This is a genomic window from Niveispirillum sp. GW835-FHT14G11, from assembly GCF_058793615.1.
On record NZ_JBXAFZ010000010.1, the window covers coordinates 66,876 to 81,399 of the forward strand.

A 14,524-nucleotide genomic window follows, 5' to 3' on the forward strand; every position below is an offset into this window, starting at 1 on the left:
TTCTGCTAGTCAAGGAAGTTTGTTGTGTTGCACAATAAATGAGTGTGCATTTATTCACGGAACAAAATTTTTAGTGTGTATTGCTATATAAGTATAACTTATAATGGTGTTTTAAGAGTGGTATATTAATGCACATGACCGATGTCGTGTGGGTCTATAATATTTTAGAAATATTATAATATAAATTCAATTACCTGTATTATCATGACAATATAAATCTGAATAATAATTATGTAAAATATAGTTACTTATTAATAATATATTAATCAATAGGTAATTGGATTATTTTATCTATAATAATAGGCTTAAATCTTAGAGTCTACCCGATGTTTATAAAGGCGTCAGATGGAATCTAGAAAAGCCACTTGTCCGCTATCGGCCCCAGAGGAGACTATGCCTTGTCGAAGCATCAGTGAGTCGATATAGAATGTTGTAATTAAATCAACGCAGTAAGCCTGGTATAACGTCGGTCAAATCCTGCCCCCGCATCCACTCATGTTACAAGACCTGCCCAGACAAGTCTGGGCGGGTTGTGGTCAGGATCGCTGCAAGCTTGCTACGAATTTCCCCCGCACACCCTCGCCATGATGGTCGGCGAGGATGTGCGGGAGAAATTCGCCTGTCGGTCCCGCGAGGCGGTAAGCTAGGCACCGGCCCCCTCCCATCCGATCTAAGGTAGCCACTGGTTGATTATGGGTGTATGTGCGGGATGACTGGCCGTTCGGCGGCAGCGAGTCGTCCGCCGCTATGTACCACTATGCCCGCACCCGCGTCGGCGAGCATCTGCAGCGGCACTTGGCCTGCCGCGCCAATCCGGAACGCGCTGAAATGCGGCACGAGAAAAGCCGCCCCCTGATCGACGATCTGGAGCAACGGCTGCGTCACACACGAGCCAGTCTGTCGCCCAAGTCGGATCCTGCCAAGGCCATGGACTACGCCCTGAACCGTTGGTGTGCCATGACCCGGTTCCTGGAGGACGGACGCATATGCCTGTCGAACAACGCCGCCGAACGCGCCCGCGCGGCATCGCCGTCGGGCGCCGGAATTGGACAATCTGTAGCTCCGATGCCGATGGCGTTAGGGCCACCGCCATCTACACCCTCATCGAGACGACAAAGCTGAATGACGTCGATCCTCAAGCCGGGCTCGCCCACGGCCACGACCATCCCGCAAAGGCCATCGCCGACCTCTTGCGATGGAATTGGAAGATTGGGCCTACGCCCGAAGCCTACGTTTTAGGAGCCAGCCGCTAGGCACTTTCAGGTCTGCAAAAAGGCAGCGCAGTTATGCATTCTGTACAAATCCATCAGGGCTGATCACCATGACTGGACCGGAGCATTTGCCCAATTAGGTGGATAAGGTTCCGGGTGCCATGAAATGCTTTATACCCTTGAAGAAGCAGCGTTGATGATTCGCCCTGACGGGCTGGTGTCGGCCAGATCCCTGCGTGCTGAGGTGGCAGCGGGTCGGTTGCGGCCTACCCGCATTGCGGGCAGGATATTCGTCACGCATGACGATCTGACTAATTTCCTGCAAACCGCCCGACAGCCTGACACGCATGCCCGGAAGAATTCCGAGTAGGACAGTCCATCTTACTGTTCATCCGCGACGAAGCTGAGTGCTGTCGCCAATGCGTTGACGAAGCGTAAGGCGCGGTGATTCAAAGATGGCTCACCCGACCAATCACCCGAGCAAAGGCGTGATGGGGCCGCGGCTCGTACCGATATGTACGACCGGGTCGACGGCGCATCGTTGGTACATCCGCTTCCAGGATCCAGTGAAGGGGAAGCGCGATATCTCCACCGGCTGCACGATTGAGGATAAGGCAGGGGCGGAGTTGGCCCTGGCCAAATTCATCCTGCAACGGGCCGCGACCGCGGTGGAGAACGAGATGGCGGCCGTCAGGGCGAAGCGATCAGACGCGGTGACCTGTGGTCAGGTACTGACCATCTACGCAGAGCAACATGCGACAACCACTGCCGACCCGCAGAGGATCGGATGGGCAATCCACGCATTGTCGCCGTTCTGGGCTGATATCCTGGTGTCTGAGGTGCGCGGAGAGACATGTCGCAGATATCTTGAGACCCGTAAGAAATGGGAGCGTATCCCGGAGTCCCATCCTCCTCGCTACCGGTCGGTGGCGGTATCCCCAGCAACGGTCAGGCGCGAATTGTCCACGCTTGCCGCCGCCTTGGCTTACTGCCAGCGGGAGGGCCATCTGCTCGAAGCGCCGACCGTCTGGCGTCCGCCCGCATCTGCCCCGCGGGAGGCCTATCTTTCGCGTCAAGAGGTGGCGCGTCTGATCCGGGCGGCGCGGAAGGATGCGAGGTCGGGCCGGCACCTCGCGCTCTTCATTCTCCTCGCCTACTACACGGGACGCCGGAAAGAGGCGATCCTGACGCTGCAATGGGCACCAAATTCCGATGGCGGACATGTCGATCTCGAAAAAGGCGTGATCGATTTCCGTCCCACGGGTCGGGTAGAAACGGCAAAGCGCCGTGGACGACTGGAGATTCCCGACAGGCTTCTCCGGTTTTTGCGCCATGCTCGTCGGCGGACCCGCACGCATCTGTTCGAGTACGGACCGCATAACCGGCCCATCCGGGACGTTAAGCGGTCGTTCGCCTCAGCAGCAAGGGCGGCCGGCTTGGACCCCGAAATCGTCACCCCCCACATACTCCGGCACACCTGTATCAGTCATCTGGCGCAAGCCGGCGTGCCGCTGTTCGACGCTTGTCAATGGGTCGATGTCACCATGGAGACGGCGGAGAGGGTCTATGCCCATAACGATGGACGGCATGACAGAGTGCGGAACGCGCTGGGACAGGGTGGGCGGATGAGGCTCGCCCATCCATTACCCCCCAGCCTTTAGGGTGAAGATATAAGATTTGCGTAGTTCCGTGGCCAAATGAGGATTGTGCCGTCATGTCATGTGCGCTGCTGCCACTGGCGTGGGTCGCGGCGGTCATGGAAACAGGCGACGATCTCCACCTCGCCCGGGAGGATGCGGAAAACCAGCCCATAGGGGAAGCGGCGAAATCCGACGCGGCGAATGTCCCGCCGTATACAGGGAAACTGATGCGGATTGTCGCGCAGGCGCTCCAGCAGACGTTCGAACTCGTCAAGGAAGCGGGAGGCCAGCTCCTCGCGGATGCCTCCGTACCACGCCAGCGCGTCGCCCAGTTCGGCCTCGGCGGCAGACGTCAGGCGGACGCGCATCACGCGCGGCGACGGCGAAGGTCGGCCAGCGCCTCGAAGGCGTCGCGGCCTTCGCCCGGCTCGGCATCCAACATGGCCAATCGCCGGTCCAACTCAGCGGCCTGGGCGTTGGTGAGCGGCACCGCGTCATGGTCGATGCTGTCGCAGAGGTCCGCAATCAGGTCGAGCCGCTGCTCGGTGGTAAGATGGCTGAAATCCAGTGTCGACATGCTTGGCACTCCAACTCGTCCTACGTTCGTACCGTGGCTCGCCACCGCGGCAGAGATCATAATTTGGGCCCGCGCGGTCCGTTCCGCAATGTCCATGTCAGCCGGCCGGTATCAGGCAGGACGGCGTTTGTCGGTGGGGTGATGTCGTTGCTGGAGGGCGAGAGGTGTGGGACGCGATCCTCGAGGTGGGTCGGTGGGCCCTGCAATGGATGTTTCATCGCTCAATCATCGCTCAAACCCCCGCCAAACGACGCCAAAATCAGTGCAGTTCAGTAAGCTGAAACCCGCAGAAACCTTGATGATTGGGTGCTTTTCCGCCAAAAACCTCGGCGCTCCGAAGGCAGAGGCCGATGGTTCGAATCCATTCGGGTCCGCCACTTCTTTCCTAGAATCCCAGATACCCGTGAAGCATCGACGGGGAAATATCCCAGGTCGATCAGGCGCTTGCGCCGCACCAGATGCCTCACCGGGCAGCGCTAAATACCCCGAAAATTCCGGCCATTCCCCCATCGTCCCAGCCGAGTGTCGCACAGCAGCGTCACACAACGCGGGCCGGTGCGGTGGTGTAAGTAATAGTAATCATTCAGAGAATCGTGTTCGCACCTGTGTCACAACGGTGTCGCACATTCAGCGGAAACGGCGGTTCCCAGGGCTGTGGCGGCGGGGTGCTGTTTATCAGTTTCGAATGCGGGTTCCTGCCGATCTGGTGCCAGTGCTCGGCCGGACCCACATCTCCAGATCACTTGGCATTTCGCGGTATCAGGATGCCTTCCATGCTGCACGCAAGCTCGCTTACGAAATAGAAGTCCAATTCGATGCCATGCGAGGTGCTGGGCCTGAGAGCGGGAGTGACGAAGTTAAATTGCCAGCAGCTTCATCGGAACTGGTCGGCGTTCGACCGGTTTGTGCGCCAAGCGAAACTGTGGACGGTGACGCTGTCACTCTGGCCGGTGCATTTCAGCAGTATCTTGCCGACTCGGCTTCGAAACGTTCCTCGAAGACCCTGCTCGCTTACCGAACAACGTTCAACCTATTGACCGAGATTATAGGCGGCGAAGCCCCGCTGACGAAAATAAGCCGCGACGTCTGCCGCCGGTTCATGAGCACGCTGACCGCGCTGCCGTCCAACGCCCTCAAGAAATTCACCGGGAAGACGCTGATGGAGATCGCTGATCTCAACGTGGATGGAAGCGACCGCATAGGCGCAGCAACGGTCAACGGCTACATGAACAAGCTTTGCGGATTCCTAAATTGGGCGGTTAAAGAAGAGCTGATCGCGAAGAATCCTGCGCAGGGCCTCCGCGTACATGATCCGGTGAGAGGCAGGGACAAGCGGAAGCCTTTTTCAATCGACCAACTCAACAGGATTTTCTCGGCTCCGCTTTACTCGGGGTGCAAAAATGATGGGAGCGGCTACGCCGTCGTCGGTTCGGCAAAACCACGAGGAGCAAGATTCTGGATTCCGTTGATTGCGCTGTTCTCAGGGATGCGCCTCAATGAGGTGTGTCAGCTCGATACGTCGGATGTCCGTGAATTCGACGGTGTCCTTTGCTTTACAATCACGGACAGGGATTTGGATGGCACCAAGCACTCCGACAAGAAGCTGAAAACAAAGTCGAGCGAACGAATAATCCCTGTTCATCCGTCCCTGATCAAAACCGGCTTCAGAAGATACCTGTCAGATCGACGAGTTCATGGGGACAAGAAGCTCTTCCCTGAGGTTGGGCTTGCAAAAACAGGCTATTTTTCTGACACTTTCAGCCCCTGGTTCCGACGCTTCCTTCAGAATGCGGGCGCCGACCGGCCCCAAACATGCTTCCATAGCTTTCGTCACAATTTTCGGGACGGCCTTCGTGAGGCTGGCCTGCACCGAGACCTCGTGCACGCCCTCGGCGGGTGGGAGTCCGCTGGAACAGGTTCGTCGGTGTCGGACTTTTATGGCAGCGGGTTCCGACCTCAGACATTGCTCGATGCGATCAGCAAAATCGATTTCCCAGGCCTCAATCTTGCGCATCTTGATGAACGCTGATCGCCACCGCACCGGCCCGCGTTGTGTGACGCTGCTGTGCGACACTCGGCTGGGACGATGGGGGAATGGCCGGAATTTTCGGGGTATTTAGCGCTGCCCGGTGAGGCATCTGGTGCGGCGCAAGCGCCTGATCGACCTGGGATATTTCCCCGTCGATGCTTCACGGGTATCTGGGATTCTAGGAAAGAAGTGGCGGACCCGAATGGATTCGAACCATCGGCCTCTGCCTTCGGAGGGCAGCGCTCTATCCAGCTGAGCTACGGGTCCATACCGGCACCGGAGAGCATTTCCGGGCGGCGCGGACCATAGCGCATCGGTCCGGCCGGTGCAAATGCTTCGTCGCAGAAAATGCGTTTTGTCGGCAAGCCACGGAAATTACTGGATATTTCAGCCCAACATAGCGCGCAGGGCCTGTCGCGACAGGTCTTTCAGCGCATCGCGCATGCGCTGCAGCTCGTCGGCAGCCGCCTCATAATCCTGGATCAGGCCGCCGACCAGGGTTGCGGGATCGTCGGCCTCGTCCGGGTAGCGGTCGCGGGCCCGGGCCGCGCGACGACGCAGGCGTTCGACGATATCTTCTTCTGACGGCATTGCTCGCCTTCCCTGATTGGGTTCCGACGGCCCTTTAAACATGCCGGGCCGGCGCCGTCACGCCTTTCCTTGGGCCCCATGGCCCACACCCACCCGGAATACCCATCCTGGGTATGACACTTGCTCTACACGCCGGGGGTTGATTTCCGCCTGTTTCCTGCTCTACTCACAGACCGGGGCGGTCATCAATGTGATTGCGAGAGGTCTGCATGTTTTCCGTCATCCGCGGGTCCAGCGCCCTGGCCATGTTTGCCGGGCTGTTGGCCCTTGCCTGCCTGTCATCCGCCGCTCAGGCTGCAACCGACCGGATGGAGGAGGGGTGTACCGTCTCCGCGGCGGGCCGGTGCGACTATACCGCCGGCCGGGAGGGTGTGCACCGCATCCAACTGGCTCTGCCCGCTTCGCGTGCCGACAAGATGCGCGACCTGACGATCGGTGGCCAGCAATGCCCCCTGAGCCGGCAGCCCGCCGATGACGGCACTGTCAATCTGGCCTGCTTTGCCTATCTGTCGGGTGGCGTCACCTATCAGCTGACCGTGCCGGCTGGCACGCCGGTCAGCATCCTGAAGGCTGATCCCGCCAATGGCGAGCCGGTGACCCTGATCCCGTAACCGCCCGGCGCCAGGGCAGCCACACCCAAGGCCGGCGACCGCCGGCCCGCCGCTTGGTAGCGGCGTGAGCCAAGCCCGCGGATGCGGGCGCCCGGCGCCTGAGACAACGACCCTCAGTGCGGCTTCACGCCCGTTGGGTGTTCGATGCTGTTCAGCGCCTCCGCCAACCGGTGCGAGGCGCTGCCCCGCTTGGCTGGCTGCTGCTGCACCGACGCGTCGGGCGACCAGCCGGCCAGAAAGATCACCTCGAACGTCGCCGGCACGGTGCCGTCCGTTTCCCGGAACAGCGCCATATAGCGTTCGGCGGCCCGGATGATCACTTCGCGCCGCGTCGGCCGTTTCAGCCGCGACAGGGCGGCATTGGCCTCCCCCATGCCGCGCAGATCGCGCATCAGGCGGAACGGATCGGGGTAGGAGACGGTGAGCGTATCCATATCGGCCACCGGCAGGGCGAATCCGGCCCGTTGCAGCAGGCCGGCAGCATCGCGCAATCCGGCCATGGGGCTGATCCGGGCCGACACGCCGCCCGTCACTTCCATCTCCGCCTCCATTAGCGACCGGCGCAGCTCGAACAGGCTGTCGCCGCCCAGCATGGCGGCGATGAACAGCCCGTCGGGACGCAGGGCCTGGCGCACCTGGATCAAAGCCCCCGGCAGGTCGTTGACCCAATGCAGCGACAGGTTGGATATCACCATGTCGAAGGAACCGGGTGCGAAGGGCAGCGCCTCCTCATCCGCGGCCAAGGCCGGGCTGCCGGTATTGGCGCCGGCCAGCCGGGCCATGGATGGGGACAGGTCGGCATGGATCATACGGGCGATGCCGTTGCGCCCCTTCAGGACCCCCTCCACCTCGCCGCCATGGCAGCCCAGGTTCAGGACACGGGGGAAGTCGCGCCGGATCATGTCCAGCCGCTCCCCCAGCCGTTCCGCCACCTCGCGCAGCAGGAAGTCATGGGCGCCCATCTCCCCCGCCGCGCGGTCGCGGCGCTGGCGGATCAGGGGGCGGTCGAACAGGAACATGGTGTCGGCGTCGTTCATGCCCTTGCCATACTCCGCCCGGCGGGCGCTGGCAACCGGCCGAACGGCCGGCGCGCCCCGTCCTGGTCATGGCAATGTCATCGAATTATGACAGAGCCCTTCTTGACAGTCGGGGCCGGGATGATTAGGTCTCTGGCACTCACCGGGCATGAGTGCTAACAACAGGCTCACGCCCACCCCCTTTTGCCTTATCAGGGAGAGATCCTATGAAGTTCCGTCCGCTGCACGACCGCGTCGTGGTCAAGCGCGTTGAGTCCGAAAAGAAGACGGCCGGCGGCATCATCATCCCCGACACCGCCTCCGAGAAGCCCCAGGAGGGCGAGGTGGTCGCCGTGGGCCCGGGTGCCCGCGACGAGGCCGGCAAGCTGGTGGCGCTCGACGTCAAGGCCGGCGACCGCGTCCTGTTCGGCAAGTGGTCGGGTACCGAGGTGAAGATCGACGGTGTCGAATTCCTGATCATGAAGGAAAGCGACATCATGGGCGTTCTGAACGCCTGAGTCGGATCACCTGATCTACGCCTGACCCCATAGAATTCAAAGGATTAGAGCAATGGCTGCCAAGGAAGTTAAGTTCGGCTCCGACGCCCGCGCCAAGATGCTGCGCGGCGTGGACATTCTGGCCGACGCCGTGAAGGTCACCCTGGGTCCCAAGGGCCGCAACGTCGTGATCGAGAAGAGCTTCGGCGCTCCCCGCATCACCAAGGACGGTGTCTCGGTCGCCAAGGAAATCGAACTGGCTGACAAGTTCGAGAACATGGGCGCCCAGATGGTCAAGGAAGTGGCGCAGAAGACGGCCGATCTGGCCGGCGACGGCACCACCACCGCCACCGTGCTGGCCCAGGCCATCGTGCGTGAGGGTGCCAAGGCCATCGCCGCCGGCATGAACCCGATGGACGTGAAGCGCGGCGTCGATCTGGCGGTCGCCACCGTCGTGGCTGACATCCAGGCCCGTTCCCGCAAGGTCACGACCAACGACGAGATCGCCCAGGTCGGCACCATCTCCGCCAATGGCGAGGCCTTCATCGGCGCCAAGATCGCCGAGGCCATGGCCCGCGTCGGTAACGAAGGCGTGATCACGGTCGAGGAGTCCAAGAGCCTGGACACCGAGCTGGACGTCGTCGAAGGCATGCAGTTCGACCGCGGCTATCTGTCGCCGTACTTCGTGACCAACGCCGACAAGATGATCGCGGACCTGGAAAGCCCGTACATCCTGCTGTTCGAGAAGAAGCTGTCGGGCCTGCAGGCCATGCTGCCGGTTCTCGAAGCCGTCGTGCAGTCCTCGCGTCCCCTGGTCATCGTCGCCGAAGACGTCGAAGGCGAGGCCCTGGCCACGCTGGTGGTCAACAAGCTGCGTGGCGGCCTGAAGATCGCCGCCGTCAAGGCCCCGGGCTTCGGTGATCGCCGCAAGGCGATGCTGGAAGACATGGCCATCCTGACGGGCGGCCAGGTCATCAGCGAAGATCTGGGCATCAAGCTGGAAAACGTGACGCTGGACATGCTGGGCCGCGCCAAGAAGGTGACGATCAGCAAGGACAACACCACGATCGTCGATGGTGAAGGCTCCAAGGACGACATCCAGGCCCGCATCGCCCAGATCAAGGCCCAGATCGAAGAGACCACCAGCGACTATGACCGTGAGAAGCTGCAGGAACGTCTGGCCAAGCTGGCCGGCGGTGTTGCGGTTCTGCGCGTCGGTGGTGCGACCGAGGTCGAGGTGAAGGAGCGCAAGGATCGCGTTGACGACGCGATGCACGCCACCCGCGCCGCGGTCGAGGAAGGCATCGTCGCCGGCGGCGGCGTGGCCCTGCTGTACGCCACCAAGGCCCTGGAAGCCCTGGCGACGGCCGATGCCGACCAGAAGTTTGGTGTGGACATCGTCCGCAAGGCCCTGCAGGCCCCGGTCCGTCAGATCGCCCAGAATGCCGGCTTCGACGGCTCGGTGATCGTCGGCAAGCTGCTGGAGCAGGCCGACACCAACCACGGCTTCAACGCCCAGACCGGCGAATATGGCGACATGTTCAAGTTCGGCGTCATCGACCCGACCAAGGTCGTGCGCGCCGCCCTGCAGGACGCCGCCTCCATCGCCGGCCTGCTGATCACCACCGAAGCCATGATCGCCGAAAAGCCGGCGGCCAAGTCGGCCCCGGCCGGCGGCGGCGGCATGGGTGGCATGGGCGGCATGGGCGACATGGACTTCTAAGAAGTCTGGCGTCGTTCAGCCGAACCGGCCTGAATGCGAAGACCCCCGGCGGAGCGATCCGCCGGGGGTTTTTGTATGTGGGGACGATCGCCGTAGGTCAGGTCGAGCAAAGCGAGCCCTGACAGGAACGGATCGAAGGCCATATCTGTCAGGGCTCGGGCTTCGCCCTCGACCTGACCTACGGCCCTGGTACCCTCCCCTCCCGCGCCCGCAACCACTCCATCACCGGCTGCTTGCCCCACTGCATGTTCCGCCGCAGCAGGTCGCAGGCACCGGCAAGGTCGCCACGGCCCAGCGCGTCCATGATCCGCTCATGGTCATCACTCGCCGCTTGAACGCGCGGCCGTTCGCGCAGCAGGGCCAGTTCATAGCGCCGGGTCCGCAGAATGACGGTGTCGATCATATCGACCAGGATGCGGTTGGGGCAGTCGGCCAGCAGCAGCAGATGCCATTGATTGTCCAGATCGATGGCCCGCTCGCCATCGCCGGCATTCCGGAATTCCTCATTGATCGCCGCCAGTTCGGCCAGCCGCTCCCTCGACGGCAACGGGCAGGCCGCCAGTGCCGCGGGATCCAGGATCGGCCTGATGTCGTAAAGCTGGTCGAACTCCGCCACGCTCAGCGGCGCCACACTGTGCCCATGGCCGGTCAGGCGCAGCAGCGTCCCTTCCGACGCCAGACGGTTCAGGGCTTCGCGCAGCGGTGTCCGGCTCACGCCCAAGGCCGCCGCCAGCTTCACCTCATTGATGCGCTCCCCATCGGCCAGGCGGCCGTCCAGGATCATGGCGCGGATGGAGGCCGCGACGCTGGCGCTGATGCTGCTGCGCGAAATCGGCTCCACCCCGTACATCACTTGCTCCATTGCCTATATACTGTATACAGAACACAGATATCGGTGGCTTTCCAGTGAAAGCGGCCGGAAAGAACCGCCGACCGGCCCGAATGGAGGAGCATGAAGATGAAAATTGCGGGATGGGCTCTGATCGCCCTGTGCTGCCTCGCCCCCGTGACGGCAGCCGCGCAATCGCCGCCCAAGGATTGGGAAACCGGCGATCCCGCCTCTGCCGGCTTCGACCCGGCCCGCCTGGCGGCGATGACGACGGCGATCGAGCGTGGCGACTTCCAGAAGATCACCAGCGTCACCATCGTCCGCAATGGGCGCCTGGTCTATGAGCATTATTTCGATGAGGGCGGCCGCGAGGCGCCGCGCAACACCCGATCGGCGACGAAGACGGTCACCGGCATGCTGGTCGGTCTGGCCATCGCCGACGGCGCCCTGCTCGGCGTCAAGGCCCCCGTCGTCCCCTTCTTCCCCGAGCTTCAGCCCCTGCAGAACCCCGATCCGCGCAAGGACAGGATCAATGTGGAGGATTTCCTCACCATGAGTTCCCTGCTCGAATGCGATGACAGCAACTCCTTCTCCCGCGGCAACGAGGAGCGGATGTATCTGGTGGAGGATTGGGTGCGGTTCACGCTGGACCTGCCCATCAAGGGCTTTCCGCCCTGGACCACGCCACCCAACCTGTCGCCGCATGGCCGCAGCTGGAGCTATTGCACCGCCGGCACGGTGACCCTGGGCGCCGTCATCCAGCGCGCCACCAAACAGCCGGTCCAGGAATATGCGCAACAGCGCCTGTTCGCGCCCATGGGCTTCGGCCCCGTGGAATGGCAGATGACGCCGGCCGGCAATGCCATGACCGGCGGCGGGCTGGGCCTGCGCAGCCGCGACCTGGCCAAGCTGGGGCAACTTTATCTCGATGGCGGCGTCTGGAATGGCCGGCGCCTGATCCCGGCCGACTGGGTCGCCACCTCCACCAGCCCCCATGCCCAGGTCGATGATCAGACCGACTATGGTTATCTCTGGTGGATCAAGCGCCTGAAGACGGCGCAGGGCGAGGAAACGGCCTGGCTGATGAACGGCATGGGCGGCAACAAGGTCGCTGTGTTCCCCCGGCTGCGAATGGTCGTGACCATCACCACCACCAACTTCCGGGTCCGGGACGCCCACGCCCTGTCCGAACGTATCCTGACCGACCATGTGCTGGCCGCGGTCGGGAAATAGCCGTCTTCGCCAGCGCTTTAGCGGGGACTTGTCAATGGAGGCACCACCCAGGACGCCATGTCCCACCTGCCCATCCGCCTGCATCAGTTGACAGCGCACCCGGCGTCGGGGACAAGCTAACACCCGTTGCCCGCAACCCGAGACGCTGTCGAAGATGCACCCTGCCCGGACCTATCGCCGCCTGCTCCTGTCCACGGCGCTGGCATTGGGCTTGTCCGGCACGGCGCTGGCCCAGGCAGCGCCCGCCCCGGCTGACACATCGGCAAAGGAAACCGGCCAGCCGGTCCTGCTCTCGGCCGAGAGCGTGGATTACGACCAGGACCTGGGCATCGTCACGGCGCGGGGCAAGGTGGAACTGTCGCAGGGCGGGCGCCTGCTGCTGGCCGATACGGTCAGTTTCTCGGAAAAGACCAACGTCGTCACCGCGTCGGGCAATGTCTCCATCCTGGAGCCGACGGGCGAGGTGATGTTCGCCAATTACACCGAACTGACGGACGATCTGCAGCAGGGCTTCGTGGACCAGGTTCGCATCCTGCTGTCCGACAATTCCAAATTCGCGGCCCTGCAGGGGGAGCGGCGCGAGGGCCGCTATACCCGCATGGAGAATGCCGTCTATTCCCCGTGCGAACTGTGCGCCACCGACCCGACGCGCCCGCCCATCTGGCAGATCCGGGCGGCCCGCATCACCCATGACCAGCAGGCCCGCGACGTCAATTACCGCGACGCCACACTGGAGGTGGCGGGCATGCCCGTGATGTGGCTGCCCTTCTTCGGCCATCCCGACCCCACGGTCGAACGGCGCAGCGGCTTCCTGACGCCGGGCGGCGGCATCAGTTCCGACCTGGGCACCTATGCCCGCATCTATTATTTCTACGATATTGACGAGAGCAAGGATTTCACCCTGGAGGTGACGCCCAGCACGGAGGATGGGCTGCTGCTGGGGGGTGAGTATCGCCAGCGTCTGGCCACCGGCTCCATCACCCTGTCCGGCAGTGCGGTCTATGCCGACCGCGCGCGCGAGACCACGGCCGGCGTGGTGGAGAAGAAGGATTTCCGCGGCCATATCTTCGGCACCGGCCGCTTCGATATCGACGAGAACTGGCGCTGGGGTTTCGATGTCAAGCGCGTGACCGATAACACCCACCTGCTGCGCTACGACTACAGCTGGGAGGATATCCTGGCCAGCCGCGCCTTCGCCGAACGGTTCGAGGGGCGCGATTACCTGGCCCTCAATGTCTATGATTTCCAGGATCTGCGCCCCGGCAACCTGGAGGAGGAACCGCTCGTCCTGCCCATGGTCACCTATAGCGCGCTGGGTGAGCCGGGCGGGCTGCTGGGCGGGCGCTGGTCGGCCGATGCCGGCTTCCTGTCGCTGCTGCGCTCCAGCGGCAATGACACGCGCCGCGTCTCCTCGGCCGCGGGCTGGCGGCGCGATGACATCACCGGTTTCGGCCTGGTTTCCGTGCTGAAGGCGGAGGCGCGGGCCGACGGCTATTGGGTGTCCAACCTGCGCCGGGCCGACGGCACGGTGGAACCCGACGACAAGGTGCGCCTGCGCGCCTTCCCGCATGCCGACTGGACCGTCAGCTTCCCCCTGGCCCGCCAGGACGAGACGGTGCAGACCCTGGTGGAACCCATGGTCATGCTGTCGGCCGCCCCCAATTACGACAATAATGCCAACATCCCCAACGAGGACAGCCAGGATATCGAGTTCGATTACACCAACCTGTTCCGGGCCTCACGCTATCCCGGCATCGACCGGCTGGAGGGTGGGCAGCGCCTGACCTATGGCGTCAAGGCCGGCCTGTTCGGGTTCGGCGGCGGCTCCTCCACCCTGTTCTTAGGCCAGAGCCAGCGCCTGCAGGGCGATGGGGATTTCCCCGGCGGGTCGGGCCTGCGCCGGCGCACGTCCGACGTGGTGGGCAAGCTGGAACTGACGCCCAGCCCCTGGATGGACATCTCCTATTCCTTCCGCCTGGACAGCGAGAACCTGGCCCAGCGCCTGCACGACGTCTATGGCGTGTTCGGGCCGCAGCAGTTCCGCGTCTCCGGCTCCTATGTCTATCTGGACAAGCTGACCCAGGATGGCGGGCTGGCCACCCGCAACCGTGAGGAACTGACCCTGGGCATCTCGTCCGCCCTTACCGACCGCTGGTCGGTGGGCGTGAACCATCGGCGCGACCTGGCACCCGGCGGCGGCCCCGTCCTGTCCAGCGCCACCCTGACCTATCAGGAGGATTGCCTGACCTTCCAGCTGGTGGCCGAACGCGACAGCACGCAGCGCACCGGCATTGATCGCGGCGACCGTCTGTTCTTCCGCGTCGCCTTCAAGAATCTGGGCGAGTTCATGAGCCCGTCGCTTTCCGGTTCCGTCTTCGGTCAGCAGGATCAGTGATAGTATCAACATAAATAATTGTGTATTATACCTCACACCACATGCCAGCCGCGTAAATTCGCCGATTGCCCGCCGGCCATCGCCACTTCACTCTTTGCCCTGACAGCAATCCAGGGCAGGATCGGCCAGCGACCGCCCGATGAGTGACATGGACCCGATTGTGACAGGACCG

13 protein-coding genes and 1 tRNA gene are annotated in these 14,524 nt (G+C 62.6%); 8 read left to right on the top strand and 6 right to left on the bottom strand.

Annotated features, from left to right (window positions below; translation table 11 throughout):
• Positions 1 to 696 precede the first annotated feature (696 nt).
• Complete coding sequence (locus AC1Q7F_RS18835; RefSeq protein ID WP_492509653.1) at positions 697 to 1,122, top strand: IS66 family transposase; 426 nt, start codon at positions 697 to 699, stop codon at positions 1,120 to 1,122.
• A gap of 544 nt (positions 1,123 to 1,666) precedes the next feature.
• Positions 1,667 to 2,872, top strand: a complete 1,206-nt coding sequence (locus tag AC1Q7F_RS18840) for a tyrosine-type recombinase/integrase (RefSeq protein ID WP_492509655.1) — start codon at positions 1,667 to 1,669, stop codon at positions 2,870 to 2,872.
• Positions 2,873 to 2,928: 56 nt separating this feature from the next.
• On the opposite strand, the gene AC1Q7F_RS18845 is transcribed toward AC1Q7F_RS18840, so the two are convergent.
• Complete coding sequence (locus tag AC1Q7F_RS18845; protein WP_492509657.1) at positions 2,929 to 3,219, bottom strand: type II toxin-antitoxin system RelE/ParE family toxin; 291 nt, start codon at positions 3,217 to 3,219, stop codon at positions 2,929 to 2,931.
• Positions 3,219 to 3,428 (bottom strand): addiction module protein, encoded by a 210-nt coding sequence (locus tag AC1Q7F_RS18850; RefSeq protein ID WP_492509659.1) that lies wholly within the window; start codon positions 3,426 to 3,428, stop codon positions 3,219 to 3,221. Before AC1Q7F_RS18850 ends, AC1Q7F_RS18845 begins: the two co-directional genes overlap by 1 nt.
• A 298-nt stretch (positions 3,429 to 3,726) precedes the next feature.
• Between AC1Q7F_RS18850 and AC1Q7F_RS18855 the strand changes: the two genes are divergently transcribed.
• A complete protein-coding gene (locus tag AC1Q7F_RS18855; RefSeq protein ID WP_492510046.1) occupies positions 3,727 to 5,457 on the top strand; it encodes a DUF6538 domain-containing protein in 1,731 nt (576 codons plus the stop codon).
• Positions 5,458 to 5,647: 190 nt separating this feature from the next.
• Here AC1Q7F_RS18855 and AC1Q7F_RS18860 read toward each other — a convergent pair.
• Positions 5,648 to 5,724: transfer RNA gene (locus AC1Q7F_RS18860), tRNA-Arg, on the bottom strand.
• 120 nt (positions 5,725 to 5,844) lie between these two features.
• Positions 5,845 to 6,048 carry a hypothetical protein gene (locus AC1Q7F_RS18865; protein WP_492509661.1) on the bottom strand — a complete coding sequence of 68 codons (204 nt, stop codon included), beginning with the start codon at positions 6,046 to 6,048 and terminating at the stop codon, positions 5,845 to 5,847.
• 209 nt (positions 6,049 to 6,257) lie between these two features.
• Between AC1Q7F_RS18865 and AC1Q7F_RS18870 the strand changes: the two genes are divergently transcribed.
• Entirely contained in the window at positions 6,258 to 6,659 is a 402-nt protein-coding gene (locus AC1Q7F_RS18870) for a hypothetical protein (protein WP_492509663.1), read from the top strand.
• A 113-nt stretch (positions 6,660 to 6,772) separates the two neighbouring features.
• On the opposite strand, the gene AC1Q7F_RS18875 is transcribed toward AC1Q7F_RS18870, so the two are convergent.
• A complete protein-coding gene (locus AC1Q7F_RS18875) occupies positions 6,773 to 7,696 on the bottom strand; it encodes a methyltransferase domain-containing protein (RefSeq protein WP_492509665.1) in 924 nt (307 codons plus the stop codon).
• Between the two features lie 206 nt (positions 7,697 to 7,902).
• On the opposite strand from AC1Q7F_RS18875, the gene groES reads away from it, so the two are divergent.
• On the top strand, positions 7,903 to 8,193 hold the full coding sequence (gene groES / locus AC1Q7F_RS18880) for a co-chaperone GroES (RefSeq protein WP_492509666.1): 291 nt from the start codon (positions 7,903 to 7,905) through the stop codon (positions 8,191 to 8,193).
• Positions 8,194 to 8,245: 52 nt separating this feature from the next.
• Complete coding sequence (groL, locus tag AC1Q7F_RS18885; RefSeq protein WP_492509668.1) at positions 8,246 to 9,895, top strand: chaperonin GroEL; 1,650 nt, start codon at positions 8,246 to 8,248, stop codon at positions 9,893 to 9,895.
• A 178-nt stretch (positions 9,896 to 10,073) separates the two neighbouring features.
• On the opposite strand, the gene AC1Q7F_RS18890 is transcribed toward groL, so the two are convergent.
• Positions 10,074 to 10,745, bottom strand: coding sequence for a GntR family transcriptional regulator (locus AC1Q7F_RS18890; RefSeq protein ID WP_492509670.1), 672 nt, complete (start codon positions 10,743 to 10,745; stop codon positions 10,074 to 10,076).
• A gap of 102 nt (positions 10,746 to 10,847) precedes the next feature.
• Between AC1Q7F_RS18890 and AC1Q7F_RS18895 the strand changes: the two genes are divergently transcribed.
• Positions 10,848 to 11,957 carry a serine hydrolase domain-containing protein gene (locus AC1Q7F_RS18895; RefSeq protein WP_492509672.1) on the top strand — a complete coding sequence of 370 codons (1,110 nt, stop codon included), beginning with the start codon at positions 10,848 to 10,850 and terminating at the stop codon, positions 11,955 to 11,957.
• A gap of 154 nt (positions 11,958 to 12,111) precedes the next feature.
• Complete coding sequence (locus AC1Q7F_RS18900) at positions 12,112 to 14,352, top strand: LPS-assembly protein LptD (RefSeq protein WP_492509674.1); 2,241 nt, start codon at positions 12,112 to 12,114, stop codon at positions 14,350 to 14,352.
• The last annotated feature ends 172 nt before the right edge of the window (positions 14,353 to 14,524 follow it).